The sequence below is a fragment of the endosymbiont of Bathymodiolus septemdierum str. Myojin knoll genome, from assembly GCF_001547755.1.
Classification (GTDB): domain Bacteria; phylum Pseudomonadota; class Gammaproteobacteria; order PS1; family Pseudothioglobaceae; genus Thiodubiliella.
The window spans coordinates 1,311,719-1,331,055 of the sequence record NZ_AP013042.1 but is presented as its reverse complement, the minus strand read 5'-3'; the positions used below and the strand labels follow the sequence as shown (position 1 = coordinate 1,331,055).

Annotated in this window: 25 protein-coding genes and 1 tRNA gene; 21 read left to right on the top strand and 5 right to left on the bottom strand. The window is 38.1% G+C overall.

Annotation, left to right across the window (positions count from 1 at the left end):
* Window positions 1-22: 22 nt before the first annotated feature.
* Window positions 23-751 carry an MBL fold metallo-hydrolase gene (locus BSEPE_RS07050; RefSeq protein ID WP_066045538.1) on the bottom strand — a complete coding sequence of 243 codons (729 nt, stop codon included), beginning with the start codon at window positions 749-751 and terminating at the stop codon, window positions 23-25.
* Window positions 751-1,431 (bottom strand): ArsR/SmtB family transcription factor, encoded by a 681-nt coding sequence (locus BSEPE_RS07045; RefSeq protein WP_066045535.1) that lies wholly within the window; start codon window positions 1,429-1,431, stop codon window positions 751-753. Before BSEPE_RS07045 ends, BSEPE_RS07050 begins: the two co-directional genes overlap by 1 nt.
* Window positions 1,432-1,530: 99 nt before the next feature.
* Between BSEPE_RS07045 and BSEPE_RS07040 the strand changes: the two genes are divergently transcribed.
* From BSEPE_RS07040 to nadC, 21 genes are all read left to right on the top strand, one after another.
* Window positions 1,531-2,763, top strand: coding sequence for an MFS transporter (locus BSEPE_RS07040; protein WP_231893494.1), 1,233 nt, complete (start codon window positions 1,531-1,533; stop codon window positions 2,761-2,763).
* Between the two features lie 153 nt (window positions 2,764-2,916).
* Window positions 2,917-3,261: an ArsR/SmtB family transcription factor gene (locus tag BSEPE_RS07035; protein ID WP_066045529.1), complete on the top strand. Its 345-nt coding sequence runs from the start codon at window positions 2,917-2,919 to the stop codon at window positions 3,259-3,261.
* A complete protein-coding gene (locus BSEPE_RS07030) occupies window positions 3,254-4,207 on the top strand; it encodes a permease (RefSeq protein WP_066045526.1) in 954 nt (317 codons plus the stop codon). The genes BSEPE_RS07035 and BSEPE_RS07030 overlap by 8 nt, the downstream gene beginning before the upstream one ends.
* A gap of 66 nt (window positions 4,208-4,273) precedes the next feature.
* Window positions 4,274-4,540, top strand: coding sequence for a thioredoxin family protein (locus BSEPE_RS07025; RefSeq protein WP_066045498.1), 267 nt, complete (start codon window positions 4,274-4,276; stop codon window positions 4,538-4,540).
* Window positions 4,541-4,611: 71 nt separating this feature from the next.
* Window positions 4,612-5,238 (top strand): Crp/Fnr family transcriptional regulator, encoded by a 627-nt coding sequence (locus BSEPE_RS07020; protein WP_066045523.1) that lies wholly within the window; start codon window positions 4,612-4,614, stop codon window positions 5,236-5,238.
* Window positions 5,239-5,312: 74 nt separating this feature from the next.
* Window positions 5,313-6,437 (top strand): transporter family protein, encoded by a 1,125-nt coding sequence (locus BSEPE_RS07015; protein WP_066045520.1) that lies wholly within the window; start codon window positions 5,313-5,315, stop codon window positions 6,435-6,437.
* A gap of 50 nt (window positions 6,438-6,487) precedes the next feature.
* The gene (locus tag BSEPE_RS08085) at window positions 6,488-7,174 is read left to right on the top strand and encodes a hypothetical protein (RefSeq protein WP_066045517.1); all 687 of its coding nucleotides are present in this window, start codon (window positions 6,488-6,490) and stop codon (window positions 7,172-7,174) included.
* 48 nt (window positions 7,175-7,222) lie between these two features.
* The gene (locus tag BSEPE_RS07005) at window positions 7,223-8,560 is read left to right on the top strand and encodes a multiheme c-type cytochrome (RefSeq protein ID WP_066045514.1); all 1,338 of its coding nucleotides are present in this window, start codon (window positions 7,223-7,225) and stop codon (window positions 8,558-8,560) included.
* A gap of 2 nt (window positions 8,561-8,562) precedes the next feature.
* Window positions 8,563-8,778 carry a YgaP family membrane protein gene (locus BSEPE_RS07000; protein WP_066045511.1) on the top strand — a complete coding sequence of 72 codons (216 nt, stop codon included), beginning with the start codon at window positions 8,563-8,565 and terminating at the stop codon, window positions 8,776-8,778.
* Window positions 8,778-9,191 (top strand): arsenate reductase ArsC, encoded by a 414-nt coding sequence (locus BSEPE_RS06995; RefSeq protein ID WP_066045508.1) that lies wholly within the window; start codon window positions 8,778-8,780, stop codon window positions 9,189-9,191. The genes BSEPE_RS07000 and BSEPE_RS06995 overlap by 1 nt, the downstream gene beginning before the upstream one ends.
* 95 nt (window positions 9,192-9,286) lie before the next feature.
* The gene (locus tag BSEPE_RS06990) at window positions 9,287-9,538 is read left to right on the top strand and encodes a hypothetical protein (protein WP_066045504.1); all 252 of its coding nucleotides are present in this window, start codon (window positions 9,287-9,289) and stop codon (window positions 9,536-9,538) included.
* Between the two features lie 17 nt (window positions 9,539-9,555).
* The gene (locus BSEPE_RS06985; RefSeq protein WP_157059398.1) at window positions 9,556-10,461 is read left to right on the top strand and encodes a sulfurtransferase; all 906 of its coding nucleotides are present in this window, start codon (window positions 9,556-9,558) and stop codon (window positions 10,459-10,461) included.
* 14 nt (window positions 10,462-10,475) lie between these two features.
* Window positions 10,476-10,742 (top strand): thioredoxin family protein, encoded by a 267-nt coding sequence (locus BSEPE_RS06980; protein WP_066045498.1) that lies wholly within the window; start codon window positions 10,476-10,478, stop codon window positions 10,740-10,742.
* An 18-nt stretch (window positions 10,743-10,760) separates the two neighbouring features.
* A complete protein-coding gene (gene nudE / locus BSEPE_RS06975; RefSeq protein ID WP_066045495.1) occupies window positions 10,761-11,306 on the top strand; it encodes an ADP compounds hydrolase NudE in 546 nt (181 codons plus the stop codon).
* Window positions 11,303-11,968 carry a leucyl/phenylalanyl-tRNA--protein transferase gene (gene aat, locus BSEPE_RS06970; RefSeq protein WP_066045491.1) on the top strand — a complete coding sequence of 222 codons (666 nt, stop codon included), beginning with the start codon at window positions 11,303-11,305 and terminating at the stop codon, window positions 11,966-11,968. Before nudE ends, aat begins: the two co-directional genes overlap by 4 nt.
* 25 nt (window positions 11,969-11,993) lie before the next feature.
* Window positions 11,994-12,119 carry a hypothetical protein gene (locus BSEPE_RS08215; RefSeq protein WP_269450658.1) on the top strand — a complete coding sequence of 42 codons (126 nt, stop codon included), beginning with the start codon at window positions 11,994-11,996 and terminating at the stop codon, window positions 12,117-12,119.
* Between the two features lie 4 nt (window positions 12,120-12,123).
* Window positions 12,124-13,365 carry a diaminopimelate decarboxylase gene (gene lysA, locus BSEPE_RS06965; RefSeq protein ID WP_083503001.1) on the top strand — a complete coding sequence of 414 codons (1,242 nt, stop codon included), beginning with the start codon at window positions 12,124-12,126 and terminating at the stop codon, window positions 13,363-13,365.
* The gene (locus BSEPE_RS06960) at window positions 13,355-14,329 is read left to right on the top strand and encodes a tetratricopeptide repeat protein (protein ID WP_066045486.1); all 975 of its coding nucleotides are present in this window, start codon (window positions 13,355-13,357) and stop codon (window positions 14,327-14,329) included. The genes lysA and BSEPE_RS06960 overlap by 11 nt, the downstream gene beginning before the upstream one ends.
* Window positions 14,330-14,333: 4 nt before the next feature.
* Complete coding sequence (gene yhbY / locus BSEPE_RS06955; RefSeq protein WP_066045483.1) at window positions 14,334-14,636, top strand: ribosome assembly RNA-binding protein YhbY; 303 nt, start codon at window positions 14,334-14,336, stop codon at window positions 14,634-14,636.
* Window positions 14,636-15,721 (top strand): lipid-A-disaccharide synthase, encoded by a 1,086-nt coding sequence (gene lpxB, locus BSEPE_RS06950; RefSeq protein WP_066045480.1) that lies wholly within the window; start codon window positions 14,636-14,638, stop codon window positions 15,719-15,721. The genes yhbY and lpxB overlap by 1 nt, the downstream gene beginning before the upstream one ends.
* Window positions 15,714-16,523 carry a carboxylating nicotinate-nucleotide diphosphorylase gene (gene nadC, locus BSEPE_RS06945; RefSeq protein ID WP_083503000.1) on the top strand — a complete coding sequence of 270 codons (810 nt, stop codon included), beginning with the start codon at window positions 15,714-15,716 and terminating at the stop codon, window positions 16,521-16,523. The genes lpxB and nadC overlap by 8 nt, the downstream gene beginning before the upstream one ends.
* Here nadC and cysQ read toward each other — a convergent pair.
* The 3 genes from cysQ to rpoD form a co-directional block, all read right to left on the bottom strand.
* The gene (gene cysQ / locus BSEPE_RS06940; protein ID WP_083502999.1) at window positions 16,503-17,270 is read right to left on the bottom strand and encodes a 3'(2'),5'-bisphosphate nucleotidase CysQ; all 768 of its coding nucleotides are present in this window, start codon (window positions 17,268-17,270) and stop codon (window positions 16,503-16,505) included. The genes nadC and cysQ overlap by 21 nt on opposite strands.
* 124 nt (window positions 17,271-17,394) lie before the next feature.
* A tRNA-Ile gene (locus BSEPE_RS06935) sits at window positions 17,395-17,471 on the bottom strand.
* Window positions 17,472-17,481: 10 nt separating this feature from the next.
* Complete coding sequence (rpoD, locus tag BSEPE_RS06930) at window positions 17,482-19,293, bottom strand: RNA polymerase sigma factor RpoD (RefSeq protein WP_066045471.1); 1,812 nt, start codon at window positions 19,291-19,293, stop codon at window positions 17,482-17,484.
* Window positions 19,294-19,337 lie beyond the last annotated feature (44 nt).

Genomic DNA, 19,337 nt, shown 5'->3' with positions numbered 1-19,337 from the left:
AGAATAGAATGTATTATATTTGTTATTGGCTATTTTTCTGAACAATATTTGGCATATTAATGGGTTTCGACGGGATGTTATCTAAGATACTCTTAATAAAATTATCTTCGTTCTCTTTTAGCGAGGTATTAAAACGCCTTTCAAAAGAAATTGTTGAGCAGGGTTTGGCTGATAAACCTGCACCACAAACACTGCCTGCTTGAGCACCTGGGTATATTTCCACATGTCCCGGCAAGGTTAAGATTTTCTCATTAATTGAATGATACAATAATCTCGCCATTTTTTCTTCTTGTCCTTTCAAATCTGGTCTGCCAGCACTACCTACAAATAAAGTATGACCAGAGATTAAAAACCAAGGTTCGCTAGTCCGTCTTGTGTCAGATACAAGTAAACATACGCTGTCCATTGTATGCCCAGGTGTGTGAAGGATTTTGGTCATTACATTGCCAGAAACAAGTAGTTGTTCATCTTGCAATGGACTAAATTCAAAATTAGGCGTAGACGATTCGTGCAGCATATAAGTACCACCACATTTATTAGCTAATTCACGACCACCTGAGATATGGTCGGCATGAATATGCGTGTCAATAATGGTATTAATTTCAACTTCTCTGATTTTGGCTTGCTCGATAAACCAGTCCACATCCTCTTGATGAACATCAACTGCAATAGCTTTTCCTTTGCCACCACAGCCGTATAAATAGGATAGTGACGATGGGTCGCTAGGCGCTTGTCTTTGGGTTAAGAACATTATAAGCCTCCTTGTTTTAAATTATGAGACTGTTGAATTGGATATCCAGCAGCCTTCCATTCTGGAAAGCCATTTTCTAGGCGTTTTGCCCTAAAACCTTGACCTCTCAATGCCTCGATTGCATCATAAGCAAATAAGCAGTATGGACCTCGACAATATGCCACAATTTCTTTGTCCTTTTTAAGGTTTTTAATGCGCTCATTTATTTCATCGGGAGGGATATTGATAGCATTTGGCAGATGACCCGTATTAAATTCCTCTTTTGGGCGTATATCCAGAATGGTAACCTCATTATGTTTTGTTCTTTCGAGTAATTCTTGCGCATCAATAGCCTCTAACTCATCTTTCTTATTTAAATAACTTTGCATTAAATACTCAACTTCAGCCAAATGGATTTTAGCTGTATTACGAAGGCTAGAAATTAGGTTGGTAACATCATTTCCAGCTAATTTATAAAAGCGTTTATTTCCTGCGCGACGAACAACGACTAAGGCAGCTTGTTTTAAAATTTGTAAATGGCGAGAAGTATTAGCAATATTTAAGTTTGATAATTGACTTAACTCATCAACACTGCGTTCTGTTTGCGATAGATATTCTAATATTTCTAATCGCTGTGGCGATGTTAAACTTTGTGCGATGAGTGACAGTTGTTCATTTAATAAGTATTTTATTGAAGACATAATTATTTATTCATCTATTCATCTATTCATCTATTCAATTGATTTATTGAATTATAGCATATAATATGGCAAATGTAGATTTAATTAAATAGGGGATAAATGATGACAATTAGACATGGAATATCTGAAAATAAGTTGCAAATAATATTGCAATTAATACAAGTATTTTTAGTTGGTCTAACAATTGGCATGACAAGAACGGTCATACCAGGTCTAGCAGATACGGAATTTGGGCTAGGAAGTCAGCAGTTTTTATTGTTGACTTCATTCGTGGTTGTTTTTGGCGTGGTTAAAGCCATTATGAATTTACTCGCAGGAAAATTGAGCGATACTTATGGGCGTAAACGCGTATTGGTTACTGGTTGGGTTGTTGCTATTCCTATTCCATTGATGATTTTGTATGCGCCCAGTTGGAATTGGATTGTAGCAGCGACCTTATTATTAGGTGTAAACCAAGGTCTGTGTTGGTCGATGACCATTAATAGCAAGCTAGACTTAGCACGACTCAATCAAAAAGGATTGGTGAACGGCATTAATGAGTTTTCTGGCTATGCGGCTGTTGCAATTGCGGGTGTAATTACTGCTTATATTGTTGACTTTCTGGGTGCAAGACAAGGTTTGTTTATTTTTGGCGTAGTGGTTATTTTTCTAGGGTTAATTTCTTCTATATTCTCAATCAAAGAAACCATGCCGTGGGCGAAGTTGCATCAAGTTGGTGTGACTCCTGCTACACATCAAAGCCTTGGCAAGTTGTTTATTCAAGCAAGTTGGCATGATAAAGTATTACTGTCTTTAAATCAGGCAGGATTGGTTGAGAAATTTACAGATGCGATGGTTTGGATATTTCTACCTGTGTTCTTTTTATCAAAAAATTTAACTTTAATAGAGGGAAGTGCGATCGTGTCTGTGTATGCTGTTGTATGGGGAGGGTCTCAGCTGATTACTGGACCTTTATCTGACAAAATTGGACGCAAAGTGTTAATTGTTGGTGGTATGTGGATATGTGGACTTGGTCTGTTAAGCATTCCATATACTAACAATATATTTTTATGGACATTGGAAGCTGGCGTAATCGGTACTGGTATGGCAATGTTGTACCCAACACTGGGCGCTGCTGTTGCTGATTTTGCACCTGTTGAATCCAGAGGAACATTGTTAGGTATTTACAGATTTTGGCGTGATTTTGGTTATGCTGTATCAGCTTTAACACTAGGAATGGTTGCGCAAATGACACAAGTTCTGATAGCGCCATTTTTGCTCGCATCTACGGCAATGATTTTATCAGGACTGTATGTTTTAATTGCTTTACCTAGTACCCAAATCCAAAAATAAAAGCAACAAATCTAACATTGTCGCCTATCCCCATCTGTGCAGCCTTTATCTTTGAATTAGAGCAGTAAGAAATGTGATTAATTTAGAGAGTTTTGCATCTATAAATTTTTTAGTGTATCATATATGGAAAAACGAATATGTGAATACTTAATTATGAATGAATTTTTTAATGTTTTATCCGACGAAACTAGGCTGAGGTGCCTTACTTTAATTTGTGAACAAAAGGAATTGTGCGTTTGTGAAATTGAATACGCGCTTAATTTGCCGCAGTCAAAAATATCGCGTCACTTGAATATTTTAAAACTCAATGGATTGATTCGTAAACGCCGTTGTGGTAAATGGGTCTTGTATTCTATTCACCCAGATTTGGTAGATTTTCAGAAGAGTATTATTAAGTTTACAACCACCGAAGCACATACAAAGTCTTTGTTTCAACAAGATTCAAAACAACTTAAAGTAATGACTAACCGTCCAAAAATAGGAGAATGCGATGTTTGATTTATTAGCAAATTATTTGGTCTATGACTTAGCAGGGGTCTCACCTGATGGAAAATTAGGCGAAAGTGTGCATTTTTTCGTAATGGATATTAGCAAAATATTTTTTATGCTGGTTCTTATTATTTATGTCATGGGTTTATTTAGATCGTTTGTCTCCCCCGAAAAGGTGCGTAATTATGTGCGCGGACGCTCTAAATTTGTTGCCCGAATTTTTTCAATCGTTCTGGGTGCCTTTACCCCATTTTGCTCATGCTCATCGGTGCCATTATTCATTGGTTTTGTTGAAGCAGGCATTCCGCTTGGTATTACCTTTTCATTCTTAATTGCCAGCCCGATGATTAACGAAATTGCCGTAGTAATGTTGTTAGGTATTGTCGGTTGGAAGATTACATTATTGTATGTCGGATCAGGATTATTGGTGGCATTTTTTGGTGGCATTATTATTGAAAAATTTAAGCCTGAGCGCTGGGTAGAGGATTATGTTTGGAAAATCCAAATGGGTGAAATGGCAGAAATTAAGCAAGATAATTCTTTAGAAGCAAGACATCGTTATGCGATTGGTGAAACCAAAGAAATTGTTGGACGCGTGTGGAAATGGGTGATTTTAGGTGTGGGCTTGGGTGCGTATTTCCACGGTTATTTCCCTGAAGAATGGGCACAAAGTTTGGGTGAGGCTAACAGCGTATTAGCCGTACCAATGGCAGTGCTAATCGGTGTACCATTGTATTCAAACGCAGTCGGTGTGATTCCATTGGCAGAGGCAATGTTGCTAAAAGGTGTGGCGGTCGGCACCACACTTGCTTTTATGATGAGCATTGCCGCAATTTCTTTGCCAGAATTATTGATTTTAAGAAAGGTGATTAAGTGGCAGGCATTGGCGCTCTTTACTGCCATAGTGACAATTTCAATTATTTTGATTGGGATTGTATTTAATATAATTTTGTGAGACTTTCGTATAAACAAAGATGGTTATTTATGTTCATACAAGGGTCTTTTTATAAAGGAGAAAAAAATGATAGAAGTCAAAGTTTTAGGCACAGGTTGTGCAAATTGCAAGGCAACGCAAAAATTGATTGAAAAAGTCTGTAGCGACAACGCCATTCCTATCAGCATAGAAAAAATTGAAGATACCGCGCAGATTATGTCTTACGGTATTATGTCCACACCAGGTGTCGTGGTTGATGGCAAAATCGCTCATGCAGGCGGTATTCCGGATGCAAAAACTGTTTTATCTTGGTTTAAATCACAATGTTGCCCAACGGATAATGATTGTTGTTGAAAATTTCCTTAAGGACGAGTAGTTTTTAAGCAAGCAAGACTCGAAAACCTAAAGAAACTTTTTATATAATTATGAATTTAGTTGAATCTGACATACCTAAAGCTCTTTTGAGTGTTGTGCCTGCTGAAATTGCCATCAAAGGCAGTATGTTGCAAGTAGAAAAAAATACTTATCTTTTTCATTGTGGCGAAAATTCTGATTATTTGTATTTTGTTATTAAAGGTGAATTACGAGCGATTAGATATCAATTAAGTGGACAAAAATCTACTTTAATGCGGGCAACTAATTATGAATTTTTTGCTACTTCTAGCCTTTGTCTGGATACTTATTCTTGTGATGGTTTTGCACCAGTTAAGACGATTTTATGGCGCATACCCAAAGACAAATTTTATCAGTCACTAGGGGTGTCGGCAACACTGGGTAAGCAATTTTCACTAGCTTTATCTAAAGAATTAAAAAAGCAATGCGGACGTGTTGAAAGGTTACGCTTAAAAACCATTCAAGAGCGAATTTTGCACTTTATCAATTGTGAGGCACCTGATGGAATTACACTTGGACTGAATATACCTTTATTGGTATGGGCAGAAGAACTATGTGTTGAGCCAGAAAGTTTGTATCGCACATTAGCCAATATGGAAAATATTGGATTAATTAAAAGAAATCGTCGACGCATTAGAATTTTGAAATCAAAAAAATAAAAAAACCTAACAGCGGTCATATTTTATTTATCAGAGTTATTGTATGATTCATTTATAACTATAAAGGGGAGAAAATGATGATAAAAAATATTTTAACTATAATGATGTTTACTTTGGCACTTGCTACTTCAGCCCAAACATTTGCTAAATATAGCGATGTTGATAAAAAACATATGGTTATGTCTGAGAAAATGAAAAACTTAAAGAAAAAACTGTCCATCCCACCAGCAGCTGGACTTTTTGGCGTTTATGGACTACCAAAGAAAGGACAATTTGTGATAGGCGTTAATTACCAGCGTTATGAATTTAGCGGATTATTAAAAGGCAGTAATTCTATTTCAGCACAACAAACTGCTTTAGAGGCGCCCAATCAATTTTTTGGCAAACCTCTGCAACCAGCAACATTACGAGTTGTGCCGAAAAAATCCAAAGCAGATGTAATACTTCCATTTATTAACTACACCATAAGTGATAAAGTTTCCTTAGTTGCCCTTGTCCCTTTGACTAAGAAACAAGCCACACTTGAGACTTTTTCAGGTGCCAATCCAAATGTTAGTCTTGGCACTAATACTGTTGAATCTAAAGGTTTGGGTGATATTAAATTAGGTGCTTTGTATAAGTTACATGATAGCGACAAACATCATGTGTTAGTTGATATGGTATTGAGTTTGCCAACTGGTAGCATTAAAAAAGAGGATATTGCACTTACACCAGCAAACACTATGCAAAGTGCACGCTTAGGTTATGGCCTACAATTAGGCAGTGGCACTTTAGATGCTTTATTAGGTGTTTCTTACTGGGGCAAAGATAAAAGATGGGGTTGGGGGGCTCAATATTTAGCCACCATTCCACTTGAAGATAAAAATTCAGAAGGTTGGCGTTATGATGATAAACATGAAGCAACTGTTTGGGGGAGTTATGCCTGGAAACCATCTTTGGTCTCATCATTACGGTTACGCACAGAGCATCAAGGCAAAATCAAAGGTGTTGACTCAAACATATACGGTCCAGGGTTAGGCGCCCAAACCAGTAACTATGGTGGCAATCTTACCGAGGCCAGTATTGGTATGAATTGGACATATGCCCGTGCCAAAAATATTAGCATTGAATACGCAGTGCCAATTTCACAAAATCGTAATGGTTATCAAGCAGAAAGAGATTCAACAATTTCCATCAGTTGGAGAAATGCATTTTTCTAAAAAATTAACCAATTTTAGTTATTTTAATTGTTTTATAAAGAGAGATAAAAATGAAAAAATATTTATTAGGTAGTATTTTAATTACACTAAGTATATCAAGTATTGCCAGTGATTTTGCATGCAAAGTGCCTGTGCAATCATTTGGTAATATTAAAAAAATGACAGCCGGTGATTTTTCACCCAATGTTTTATTTAAAGATGTTAAATTGTCAAATACCAGTGTTGGCTATGGTCCAGGTGCTGATCATCAATACGAATTGACTATAGTTAATGGTGTGGTATATATGGCACGCCCTGGAAAAGATGATGAAGTAATGATGCGCACAATACTCAAAGAGGCTGATGGCGCTGCAATGTTACAAATAGCAACACCAAAAGCTTGGAAATTATACGGTGAAATGGACGATATTGATTCATTTAATGGTTTAGCATTTGAAATGGATGATGTGGTAGAAGAAATTGAATGTGGTGAGAATGTTTTGATGCCATTTAAGATTATTGGTTATGCCAATTCACTTACTTGGAGTATGGATACTGAAAACCCTAGAGTAGTAAATAGTAAAAATCAATCTGTGGAAGTTGTCGGACTTTATAACGTCAATAATAAACAAAAATATTTTATGGTTAAGGGCTATAACATTCACCCACATGTGCTACTTACTAATTTAGGGGAAGCAGGGCATTTGCGCAATATCTCGTTACAAGCAGGGGCAAAGCTATATTTGCCACAAAAATAACCAAGTCAAAACATATCAATGATAATAAACTTTTAAAAGGAATAAAAAATGAAAAAATATTACAAAAACTGGATTTTACTTATACTGATTGTAATAACAGGGCAATCCGTCATAGCAATAGCGGCACCAGACCCATTAAAAGACCCTAAATATTGTGGTAGTTGCCATCAACGAATTTACAAAGAATGGTCGGGCTCATTAATGGGTAAAGATTTGAACAATTCAATTGTGTATCAATTCTATACTGGCACTAATCCAGCAGGTAAAAAAGATGGGCTTGGGTTTCAGCCTCTGATGCACGGTAAAAATGGTGATTGTGCCGATTGTCATGTGCCAGAGTTGGCGCTTGAAAAACATGCAAAAGGTGAAGAGGTTGATTTAGGTATAGCCATGAAACAAAAGCTTGACCATGGTATTAGTTGTAATTTCTGCCATAGCATTGCAGATGTGCATATCAACAAAGACAAAAATGGACGATATAATACGCGTATATTTGAAACAGTAACTATGGATCATTCTGGCGTTAAATATGGTCCGCGTGCAGATGCTAAATCACTAGCTCACCCAACCATGAAAAGTGATTTAATTAGAGATTCTAAACTTTGTGGCACCTGCCATTTAAACCAAGAAAAGTTCCTTTCTATTTCACAATATGACGATTGGAAAAAGGCTTATACTTCTGGCAAAACAAATCAGACCTGTCAACAATGTCATATGCCAATATTACCAGGCAGGCATAAACTGGCAACCGTTACAGGGTTAAACAATCCTAAAAGAATCACTAGAGCCCATACTTTTGTTGGCGCCCATGATACCGAAATGTTAAAAAAAGCACTAACATTAGAGGTTAAGCCTGAGGTGAAAAATGGAAAACTCATTGTCAACACAACGGTTGAAAATGTTGGTGCAGGTCATAAAGTGCCAGGTTCTGGACCTATTAGAAATGTTATTCTTAAAATAGAAGTCACAGATGTTGATGGTAAAATACTTAATTATATAGGTGATAAACGAGGTCTTTTGCCACCGTTAGCAGGTTTTGGCAACCCTAAAACCAAAAAACGCGGACCTAATGATTGGGCGGGTAAACCAGGTAAAATGTATGCCAAGGTATATAAATCCAAACCCATTGCTAAAATGGGAAATAGATCAATGGTAGGCGTTGGTGGATTTTTGGCTGATGCTGTCGTATTTGATACAGCGCTCAAACCCAGAGAACCAGACCATGCTAAATTTGTGTATGCTTTGCCTAAAAATACTAAAAGTATAAAAATAAAAGCCCGTATTGTTTATCGTGATGCATTCAAGCCATTATCAGACAAGAAAGGCTGGAAATTAGCGCAGCGAGAAATGATTACAGTTAACAAAATCTTTAACTTAAAGGAGTAAATATGACAATTAATAACGCAGTTAATTTTATGGCAGGTTCGGTGGTAACACTTGGTTTGGCACTTGCACATTTTAATGGCACCATTGATATTACCAATACCAGTTGGTTATGGCTGAGTGCTTTTGTAGGATTAAATTTAATGCAAATGGCAATCACTGGATTTTGCCCTGCTAAATTTATTTTTAAACTTTTAGGGCTTAAAGACACCAAGGGTTAATTCATGAAAAAAAGTACTTAATTTTATGCACAGGTAATTCGTGTCGTTCTATTATTGCTGAAGCCTTGTTAAATTACGATTTATCTTATTGTGTTAACGCTTATTCTGCTGGGGTAGCTGCCAGCGGAAAGGTTAACCCAAATGCTGAAAAAATATTAAAGCAAAACAATATGTGGAGTGAGAATTATCATTCAAAAGCTATTGAAACAATATTAGGTGTTAAGTTTGATTTAGTGGTAACGGTTTGCGGTAACGCACAAGAAACTTGCCCAACTTTCCCAGGAAAGACAGAAGTTATTCATATTGGGTTTGATGACCCGGATGGACAAGCATTTGATGTGTTTAAACAAACCTTTATGCAAATTCGAGAAAAACTTGTGCCAGTTGTTAGTGATAAATTGTGTTTATCATAAAATTAGGAAGGACGCAATGAAAAAACTAATTATTATTTTGGGTCTTAACTAGTTAAGACCCAAATATTAAAAGCTGGATTAAGGTATTTGAGAAAATGGCAAGTTTCAAACCAAACTATATTATTCCAGGACATAGACATATAACAAATTTAGTGGAGGCAAGCAAAGATACTTATGATTACCTGGTATTTTTGCGTGATGAAATACGCAAGGTTGTTGCTAATGATGATTGTATTATGATAGCAACTAATATTAATCAAGATAAGTTTAATTATTTAAAAATTTTAAAGGCATTGCAAGAAAAAATGCCTAATAATGTATTTTTGCAACTAGAATTTGAAAATTAAATAACAGGGGAATGAAAATGAGAATATTAATTAGTTTTATATTGGTGTTAATCAGTCAGTTTGCTTTAGCAAACCGAGATTTTTTAATAGACAGTGATTGGCTAAGTGAGAGAATTGAGGATAAAAATATACGCGTTCTAGAGGTGCGTTATCATCCGCATCGCTATTTTACCATTGGACATATTCCAGGAGCTGTGCAGGTGCAACGCTTTAAAGATTTGGGTGATAATAACGCCAATCCTATTATGCGTTTTCCTAGTAAAAAAGCATTTGAAGACACCTTGCGTCGTTGGGGTATAAATAATGATTCTACAATAGTTATATATGATGATTCAGGCACTGCCTTAGCATCAAGAGTATATTTTTTGTTAGAGTTATACGGTTTTAATATGAATCAAGTTAAAATTTTAAATGGTGGCAGCAGGGCATGGAATTCATTTGAAGATATGACCACAGAAACTACAAGAGTCTCCCGAGGTAATGTTGTGTTGCAAGAAAAAAATCCTAATTTATTTATTGAATGGCAAGATGTTTATGGTGATGTTGTTTCAGAACGCGATAAGAATATTGTGTTATTGGATGCCAGACCACATAAAATGTATACTGGAGAAGTGATTAAACATTCTATTTTAGCGGGACATATTCCTGGTGCAATAAATATTGTTAGTATGAAAGGTATTAGCGCACAAGAATGGATAGACGAAAAAGGTTTGATTGATCTTTATGCGCAGATTCCCAAAGATAAGACTATTTATGTTTATTGTCATGATGGTTTTAGAATGAGTTTGGCGTATTTACAATTAAAGAGTTTGGGTTATAAACATGTCAAACTTTACAATGGTGGCTGGTCACATTGGGGCAATCGTTTAACTTTGCCAACTGTGGAAGATGAGGCGCCTTATGCTGGCGATTATGAATTATAAAAAAAGGAGAAAAAATGATAGAAGTCAAAGTTTTAGGCACAGGTTGTGCAAATTGCAAGGCAACGCAAAAATTGATTGAAAAAGTCTGTAGCGACAACGCCATTCCTATCAGCATAGAAAAAATTGAAGATACCGCGCAGATTATGTCTTACGGTATTATGTCCACACCAGGTGTCGTGGTTGATGGCAAAATCGCTCATGCAGGCGGTATTCCAGACGCAAAAACTGTTTTATCTTGGTTTAAATCACAATGTTGCCCAACGGATAATGATTGTTGCTAAAAGCGTTATAATGGTCAAATGAAAAAAAAACCAATTGTTACCAATATAAAAAATATTGCCACCACAAAATTTTTCAATATTCAGTCAATGGATATCGAGTTTTCTAATGGGGAAAAGCGACAATATGAACGATTGAAGCCCGATGGCGACGGGGCAGTTTTGGTGATTCCGATGTTGGATGATGATACAGTTTTGATGATTTATGAATATTCGGGTGGCACCGATAGATACGAGTTAGCACTGACCAAAGGTAAAATTGATGCAGGTGAATCTCCAATTGAGGCTGCTAATAGAGAGTTAATTGAAGAAATTGGCTACGGTGCCAGACAGCTTTCTTTTGTAAAAACCATGACTTTAGCACCAGGTTATCAATCAAATTTTACCCATATTATTTTGGCACAAGATTTGTATAAAGACAGTGCGCAGGGCGATGAGCCAGAACCGTTGGAAGTGGTTAAGCACAAATTATCGGACTTAGAAAACTTGGTTTATAACGAAGATTTAACCGAAGCCAGAACCATTGCAGCACTTTACATGGCAAAGGAAATCATTAGAAATCAGTGATAGAAATCCCGCCGTCGTTTTTTCTCAAATCGCCAAGCACCCCGTTCCCCGATGCCTCCTTGGCACTTGATGAGCCAAATGGACTGATTGCGATTGGCGGTGATTTGTCATCTGAACGATTAATCAGCGCTTATCAGCAAGGCATTTTCCCGTGGTATAGCGACAATGAGCCGGTGATTTGGTACAGCCCTAACCCGCGAATGATTATTACGCCTGAGGCTTTGCATATTGCCAAAAGTTTGGGCAAAACCCTGCGTTCCAATCAATTTGAAGTTAGAATTAACGCCGATTTTGACAGCGTCATTCGCCACTGTAAAAGTGTAATACGCAAAGACCAAACAGGCACTTGGATTGATGCAGACATGGTGCGTGCTTACACGGAATTATATCATCAGGGTGTGGTGCAATCGGTGGAAGTGTATCAAAACGATGTATTGGTGGGTGGGTTGTATGGTGTGCGAATGGGCAGGGTGTTTTTTGGTGAGTCTATGTTCTCAAAGGTGAGTAATGCCTCAAAAATCGCCTTCGTTCATCTGGTTAAAAATATGGATTATGAAATGATTGACTGCCAAGTTGAAAGCACGCATTTAAAAAGTTTGGGTGCATTTAATATCCCTCGTGATGTGTTCATTCAAAAATTACAAAAATTACTGTTAAAATAGCGTTAAACCATTTAAGAGGGCAGCCATGAAAACTTTTATCAAACTAACCGCATTAACACTTTTTATTCTCAGCATTTCTGCTTGTGGCAGAATGGGCGAATTAGAGCGCGTTAAAACTTCAACAACAACGCACATTACACACATCGCATAGTATTTTGAGTTTCTCGTACCAAAATCAAACGCTACACGCAGAATCTATTGCTATCATGGAGTTAATGGATGCTTACGGCTCACCGCTGTATGTTTATTCACGCACTGACATTGAGAATAATTGGCGTGAGTTTGACCAAGCTTTTGGTGCGCATCCGCATTTAGTGTGTTACGCCGTTAAGGCAAATTCCAACATTGCTGTGCTCAATGTTTTAGCAAAATTGGGTAGTGGTTTTGACATTGTCTCTATCGGTGAATTAGAACGCGTCCTTAAAGCAGGCGGAGAAGCGAGCAAATGTGTTTTTTCAGGTGTGGCAAAAACCGTCATTGAAATTGAGCGTGCCTTAGAGGTTGGTGTGCGTTGTTTCAATGTGGAGTCTGAATCCGAATTAGACCGCATCAACACTGTGGCAAAATCCATCGGTAAAAAAGCCCCAATTTCTATTCGCGTCAACCCAAATGTTGATGCCAAAACCCATCCATACATATCCACGGGCTTAAAAGAAAACAAATTCGGCGTTGATATTGGTGAAGCCATTGACTTATACAAAAAAGCCAATAACGCCGATTACTTAGAAGTCCAAGGCTTAGACTGCCATATCGGATCACAAATCACCGATGTATCGCCATTTTTAGATGCATTGGACAAGGTTTTAGCCTTAGTTTGGCAATTAAATGACGAAGGTATTAGTATTCACCACTTAGATTTAGGTGGTGGCGTTGGCATTGATTATGACGGCGAGCAAACCATCAACATTAAAGCCTACATCGACGCCATTATCAACAAAGTAGGGCAAACCGAAATAATCCTAGAACCTGGCAGAGCCATCGTCGGTAACGCTGGCATATTCGTCACTAAAGTTGAGTTTTTAAAACAAAATTCTGAACATTCCTTTGCTATCGTTGATGGTGCTATGAACGATTTACTACGCCCAAGTTTTTATAACGCCTATCACCAAGTATTACCCGTCAATGAAAACGCCACCGGCACCAAAGCCCAATGGGATTTAGTCGGCCCCATCTGCGAAACCGGCGATTTCCTCGCCAAAAACCGAGATTTATCCCTAAGCGAAGGTGATTATTTGGCACTAATGTCCGCTGGTGCTTACGGCTTTAGCATGAGCTCCAACTACAACTCCCGCCCTAGAGTCGCCGAAGTGATGGTCTCAGGCGAAAATCACCAATTAGTGCGCAAGCGAGAAAGCGTGCAAGATTTATTTGCCAAGGAGCGATTGTATGAAGGATAAGAATGTGACGGGAATGACGCTTGCAGAATTGAAATCAGAATATGATAAGATTATTAAAAGTGACGATCACACTAGGAAAATTGAAATTTGCACCCAGATTGTTAAACTAGATCCAAATGATGCCTATGCCTTTAATAACCGTGGTATTGTTTATGCTTCTTTAAAACAGTTTGATAAAGCCATTGAAGATTATGATAAGGCTATTGACTTAAACCCAAAGTATGCCAAGGCCTTTTACAACCGCGGCAATGCTTATACTCATTTAAAACAGTTTGAAAAAGCCATTGAAGATTATGATAAGGCCATTGACTTAAATCCAAAGTATGCCAACGCCTTTTACAACCGCGGCGTTGCTTACCGAAAAATGGGTGATGAGGAAAAAGCCATTGAAAGCTTGAAAGCCGCAGCAGATATTGACCCAACCATCATTACTCAAGAAAACATCAAAGAATTAGAAAAAGAGTTTGTAGAAAAGATTGAACAAACTCAAGCAAGCAATAAAGAGGTGCAAGGGTTTCAAGATATTTTAAAAGAATTAGAAGACAATTGTGAAAGAGATGAAAAAAACTGGGGAGTAGGTAGCGTGGTTGTAATTGTTTTAATGGTGTGCTTCCTTATATCTGGACAGAATCTAATGAACGGACTGCCTGATGTTGTATATGTTTTTGATATGACCAGCATGCCATCTAATATGTCTTTTTATACAGCTTATGTATTTTTCTCTATTATCACTTATACTGTCATTCGTCAATATACTAATGCCAAGGCTTTGCGTATTGAAGCCAGCAATCGTGTGGCAATGGCAAAGATGTTTGAACGAGTGAAACACGAAAATAATGATTACCAAAAAGAATTTTTACCTAAACTCTCTGATGCTATCGTGTATTCTACAATCAAAGAAAAAAATGATTCCAATGGCTTGGTGGAAAAAATAATTAATGGACTTGAAAAATTAAGAAAATAAAGTTATGAACAAACTAACAAACAATCAAAAAAAATTCTTACGCGCTCGCGGGCACGCCTTAAAGCCTATTGTAATGGTCGGGCAGCATGGGCTGAGTGAGTCGGTGTTGAAGGAATTGGAAATCAGTATGACTAAGCACGAGTTACTGAAAATAAAAATTCGTGCAGAGGATAGAGAAGATAGGCAGCGGATGATTGATGAGATTGTCAATGTGACTCAGGCGCATTTGATACAGGTGATTGGTGCGGTGATGGTGATTTATCGCGGGTTTGATGAAGAGCCGGAAATTATTTTACCGAGGAAGTAATGAAAATTGCCATCAGTGCTGCTGAGACTTCGGGCGATTTGATTGGTTCAAAATTGGTGACTGCGTTAAAAGCGCAAAATTCTGATATTCAAATACAAGGGCTGGCTGGCGACAAGATGATTGAGGCGGGCTGTGAGCAATTGTGGGATCAAAAGCGGGTGAATGTGATGGGGCTTAGTGAAGTGCTGAAAAAATTGCCTGCATTATTGCAACTCAGAAAAACCATTATTGACTATTTTTCCAAGAATAAACCCGATGTTTTTATTGGGGTGGATGGCCCTGATTTTAATTTTATGATTGAGAAAAAACTCAAGCGCCGAGGTGTTAAAACGGTGCATTTTATTTCTCCATCGGTGTGGGCGTGGCGTCAAAGTCGGGTGAAAAAAATCAAAAAGTCAACCGATTTGGTGTTGTGCCTATTTCCCTTTGAGGTGGATTTTTATCAAAAACATCAGCAGCGTGCGCTGTTTGTTGGACATCCTTTGGCAGAAACATTGCATCCACGCGTCAACTATCAAAGTAGCAAAAAAATCTTATTAATGCCTGGCTCACGCGTTAGCGAAATTACCCGATTGTTACCTGAAATGTTGGTGGCAACCTCTATTATGGCGCAGCAAGATGCGCAATTAACTTTTCATTTGGCTTTGGCAAATGACGAATTGCTGGCGTGGGCAAAGCCGTTGGCTGAGAAGGCGAATGTTAGCATTTCTACAGGTGATGCGCATCAGCGGATGCCAGAGTCAGATTTGGTATTGGTGGCGAGTGGCACGGCAGCTTTGGAATTGGCACTGTTGGGCGTGCCGATGGTGGTGGTGTATAAATTGTCAGTTTTTAGTTATTTCATTGTCTCACGACTCGTTAAGATTGAGCATGTGAGTTTGCCGAATATTATTGCCAATAAATCGCTGGTGCCAGAGTTGATTCAAGACGAGGCGAATGGGGCTAATATTGCTGAAAAAGCGATGACTATTTTGCAAAATGACAGCGCATTATTGGTGCAAGAATTTAACGCTATTCATCAGCAATTAAATATGAATGCTAGCGAAGAGTCGGCACGACTTATTAGCGAGTTTGTCAATGAATAAAATAATTGAACTTGCGCTCAATGAAGACATTGGCAGTGGCGATGTATCGGCACACTTGTTGGAAGACAAAATCGTATCTGCACAAGTTATTGCCAGGGAATCTGCCATTATTTGTGGCGTTGAATATGCGCAAGCTGTTTTTTTATCTCTAGACAAGGATATTCAAATTGAGTGGCATTTTAAAGAAGGCGAGCGCATTCAAGCAAAACAAGTTTTATGCACTTTATCAGGCGCCTCTAATAGCATTATCAGCGGGGAAAGGGTGGCGCTCAATTTCTTACAAACTTTGAGCGCTGTTGCCACGCAGACAAAAACCTTGGTGGATAAAATCGCCCATACCAACGCCCAATTATTAGACACTCGAAAAACCATTCCTGGATTACGCTTGGCACAAAAACAGGCGGTTAAATGCGGGGGCGGTGTTAATCATCGCATCGGCTTATTTGATGCGATAATGCTCAAAGAAAATCATATTATTGCCGCTGGATCAATCACAAAAGCCGTGCAATTAGCAAAAGACCAATACCCAGATTTGCCATTAATTGTGGAAGTAGAAGATTTGGAACAACTTACAGAGGTGTTAGGTTTAACGGGCATTACTAGGGCATTGTGTGATAATTTTTCAATCACAGATTTAATTCAGGCCGTTAAATTAGCCAATCACAAACTACCCTTAGAGGCATCGGGTAATATTGATGAAAATACCATTGTTAAAGTCGCTGAAACGGGTGTTGATTATATTTCCACTGGCAGTATCACCAAAAACATTCAAGCAATCGATTTATCCCTTAGGTTTTCCTGAGGCAAAGAACGGCGGCGATAATAAACTGTCTTGAGTGTTGTACCTAAGTGGCTTGCCATTCTCATCCACTACCAAGCCACCTGCATTTTGTAAAATACAGCCACCTGCCGCTGTATCCCATTCAGAACAAGGTCCAAATCTCGGATAATAGTCATAATGCCCTTGCGCAATTTCACAAAATTTTAACGCACTGCCTAAGTTATTTAATTCGTATTCACCCAGCGTAGCAAAATGCGCTTTTAATTTTGAATTATTCGACGAATGATGTCCAGTAACGATACGCAATGGCTGTTTTTTCATGCAAGCATTAATGATAGTTTGAATATTCTGATGATATTTATACGCCACCCCCTCAAAACCATAATAATGCACCCGGGTTATCGGCGCATAAACCAAGCCAAAAATTGCCCGATGATTTTTAATATAAGCGATACAAATACAAAACTCACCCGTTCGTTCAATAAAATCTTTCGTCCCATCCAGCGGATCAATCAGCCAATATTCAGTCCATTTTGAACGCTCTTTAAAATCTACTACGGTCGATTCTTCGGATAAGACAGGTGTATTAGGCGTTAGTTTGGATAAGGCCTCAGCAATAGCCCGATGTGCATTTTTATCTGCAATCGTCAACGGCGTTTCATCTGTTTTAAACTCAACTTTTATGTCGTTTTTATAATGCGACAAAATCTCATCTCCAACCTTGGTGGTGAGTTTAATTAACGAGGGCAGAATTTGGTCAAACATCATATGGACATCATACCTTTTTTAAATACAAACATTTTCTCATTCTACAGGGCGGAAGAGCGTTATATGAACAGGCACACGAAAAATCCAACGCAATGCGAAGGAAAGAGACGAGGTAGTTTTAAAATGGTGGGCCTACTTGGACTTGAACCAAGGACCAATCGATTATGAGTCGATTGCTCTAACCAACTGAGCTATAGGCCCGAAAACGGGGTTATTCTAGAAAACTTGCTAGTTTGTGCGCTCTTGACGGATGCCTGAGTTTGCGCAATGCTTTGGCTTCAATTTGACGAATACGCTCGCGTGTTACATCAAATTGACGACCCACTTCTTCTAGGGTATGGTCAGTGTTCATATCGATACCAAAGCGCATTTTTAATACTTTTGCCTCTCTTGAAGAAAGGTTGGCAAGTAAGTCGCCAGTTGTCTCTCTAAGGCTTTCTTTGGTTGTGGTTTCCACCGGTGAAGAAAGGTTGATATCTTCAATAAAATCACCAATGTTTGAATCTTCGTCGTCACCAACTGGGGTTTCCATTGATAATGGCTCTTTGGCAATCTTTAAAATCTTAATAATTTTACTTTCTGGTAATTCCATTTCTACGGATAATTCTTCAGGGCTTGCCTCTCTGCCGTATTTTTGTAGTAATTGACGCTTTACACGATTCAATTTATTAATCGTTTCAATCATATGCACTGGGATACGAATGGTGCGCGCTTGATCAGCGATTGAGCGCGTAATTGCTTGACGAATCCACCAAGTTGCGTAAGTTGAGAATTTGTAACCACGACGGTATTCAAATTTATCAACGGCTTTCATTAAGCCAACATTGCCTTCTTGAATAAGGTCTAAGAATTGCAAGCCACGGTTGGCATATTTTTTGGCAATTGAAATCACTAAACGCAAGTTTGCTTCAATCATTTGTGCTTTTGCTGTTTTGGCGCGACGATCGCCACGACGATAGAGTTTATTAATTGCTTTTAACTCGGCAATAGTGAGTTGCATTTCTTCTTCGTACTCTTTAAGGTTTTTTTGTGCGTAATAAATTTTGTCTTCGCTGTCGGCTAATTTATCTTTAACTTTTTTATCTAATTTGGCATTTTTTAGCCAGTCAAAGTTAGTTTCATTGTCAGTAAACAAGTCAAAAAATTGTTTGCGTTCCATGTCTGCATATAGGCAAGCATTTTGAATGATTTTTTCTTGTTTCTTGACTTTGGCAATACGCTCACAAACAACATCCACCATGGTAGATACTAATTTTGGTGCTAGGCGCAAATCTGATAGATTTTTTGCCAGTGCTGTACGCGTAGAGATTGTTTTTTTATCATGCAATCCGTACTCCTTATTGGTATCTTCATATTTTTTAGCAGCTTTTAGAATTTTATCATAACGCAAGTACACCTGATCTTCATCGGGTCCGGTGTATTCCATTTCTTCCATATCTGCATATTCATCATCATCGTCAAACTCACCTGAATCAAATGCTGCTTTTTTCTTAGCAAAATCTTGTGCGTCGTTTTGGTAGCCGATAATGACATCGGTCATCTTACATTTTCCTTCTTCAAGTCGCATATGTGCTTTAAAGAACAAATCAGTAATTGACGGATAAAGTGTAATCGCCTGCATAATTTCGAAGATGCCTTCCTCAATCTCCTTGGCAATACGAATTTCATCTTCTTGCTCTAACAAATCTACCACACCCATTTCACGCATATACATTCTAACTGGGTCAGTGGTTCTGCCAAATTCTGAGTCAAGCGCTGCAAGCGCTGCAGTTGCTGCTTCCGCAGAAGTAGATTGTGCTTTGGCACCAGATTCTACAACCAAAGTATCCGCATCAGGAACGGTTTCAGAAACGATAATATCTAACTCTTCTAAAATAGAAACAATCGGCTCAATTTGATCTTGCGTCAATAAGTCCTCTGGTAGCATGTCATTAAGTTCTGCATAGGTTAGGTAACCTTTATCCTTGCCAACAGTAATGAGATTTTGGAGTGCTTGTTTGTGTGCTTTTGTCGTAGATTTCATAGAGATTTTTTATTTTACGGTTGACGAAAAGAGCAATTATACAT

Bases quoted from the DNA above. Each gene is read 5' to 3' on its own strand.
- BSEPE_RS07050 (WP_066045538.1), bottom strand. From the start codon at position 751: ATGTTCTTAACCCAAAGACAAGCGCCTAGCGACCCATCGTCACTATCC.
- BSEPE_RS07045 (WP_066045535.1), bottom strand. From the start codon at position 1,431: ATGTCTTCAATAAAATACTTATTAAATGAACAACTGTCACTCATCGCA.
- BSEPE_RS07040 (WP_231893494.1), top strand. From the start codon at position 1,531: ATGATGACAATTAGACATGGAATATCTGAAAATAAGTTGCAAATAATA.
- BSEPE_RS07035 (WP_066045529.1), top strand. From the start codon at position 2,917: ATGAATGAATTTTTTAATGTTTTATCCGACGAAACTAGGCTGAGGTGC.
- BSEPE_RS07030 (WP_066045526.1), top strand. From the start codon at position 3,254: ATGTTTGATTTATTAGCAAATTATTTGGTCTATGACTTAGCAGGGGTC.
- BSEPE_RS07025 (WP_066045498.1), top strand. From the start codon at position 4,274: ATGATAGAAGTCAAAGTTTTAGGCACAGGTTGTGCAAATTGCAAGGCA.
- BSEPE_RS07020 (WP_066045523.1), top strand. From the start codon at position 4,612: ATGAATTTAGTTGAATCTGACATACCTAAAGCTCTTTTGAGTGTTGTG.
- BSEPE_RS07015 (WP_066045520.1), top strand. From the start codon at position 5,313: ATGATGATAAAAAATATTTTAACTATAATGATGTTTACTTTGGCACTT.
- BSEPE_RS08085 (WP_066045517.1), top strand. From the start codon at position 6,488: ATGAAAAAATATTTATTAGGTAGTATTTTAATTACACTAAGTATATCA.
- BSEPE_RS07005 (WP_066045514.1), top strand. From the start codon at position 7,223: ATGAAAAAATATTACAAAAACTGGATTTTACTTATACTGATTGTAATA.
- BSEPE_RS07000 (WP_066045511.1), top strand. From the start codon at position 8,563: ATGACAATTAATAACGCAGTTAATTTTATGGCAGGTTCGGTGGTAACA.
- BSEPE_RS06990 (WP_066045504.1), top strand. From the start codon at position 9,287: ATGGCAAGTTTCAAACCAAACTATATTATTCCAGGACATAGACATATA.
- BSEPE_RS06985 (WP_157059398.1), top strand. From the start codon at position 9,556: ATGAGAATATTAATTAGTTTTATATTGGTGTTAATCAGTCAGTTTGCT.
- BSEPE_RS06980 (WP_066045498.1), top strand. From the start codon at position 10,476: ATGATAGAAGTCAAAGTTTTAGGCACAGGTTGTGCAAATTGCAAGGCA.
- nudE (WP_066045495.1), top strand. From the start codon at position 10,761: ATGAAAAAAAAACCAATTGTTACCAATATAAAAAATATTGCCACCACA.
- BSEPE_RS08215 (WP_269450658.1), top strand. From the start codon at position 11,994: ATGAAAACTTTTATCAAACTAACCGCATTAACACTTTTTATTCTCAGC.
- BSEPE_RS06960 (WP_066045486.1), top strand. From the start codon at position 13,355: ATGAAGGATAAGAATGTGACGGGAATGACGCTTGCAGAATTGAAATCA.
- yhbY (WP_066045483.1), top strand. From the start codon at position 14,334: ATGAACAAACTAACAAACAATCAAAAAAAATTCTTACGCGCTCGCGGG.
- lpxB (WP_066045480.1), top strand. From the start codon at position 14,636: ATGAAAATTGCCATCAGTGCTGCTGAGACTTCGGGCGATTTGATTGGT.
- nadC (WP_083503000.1), top strand. From the start codon at position 15,714: ATGAATAAAATAATTGAACTTGCGCTCAATGAAGACATTGGCAGTGGC.
- cysQ (WP_083502999.1), bottom strand. From the start codon at position 17,270: ATGATGTTTGACCAAATTCTGCCCTCGTTAATTAAACTCACCACCAAG.
- rpoD (WP_066045471.1), bottom strand. From the start codon at position 19,293: ATGAAATCTACGACAAAAGCACACAAACAAGCACTCCAAAATCTCATT.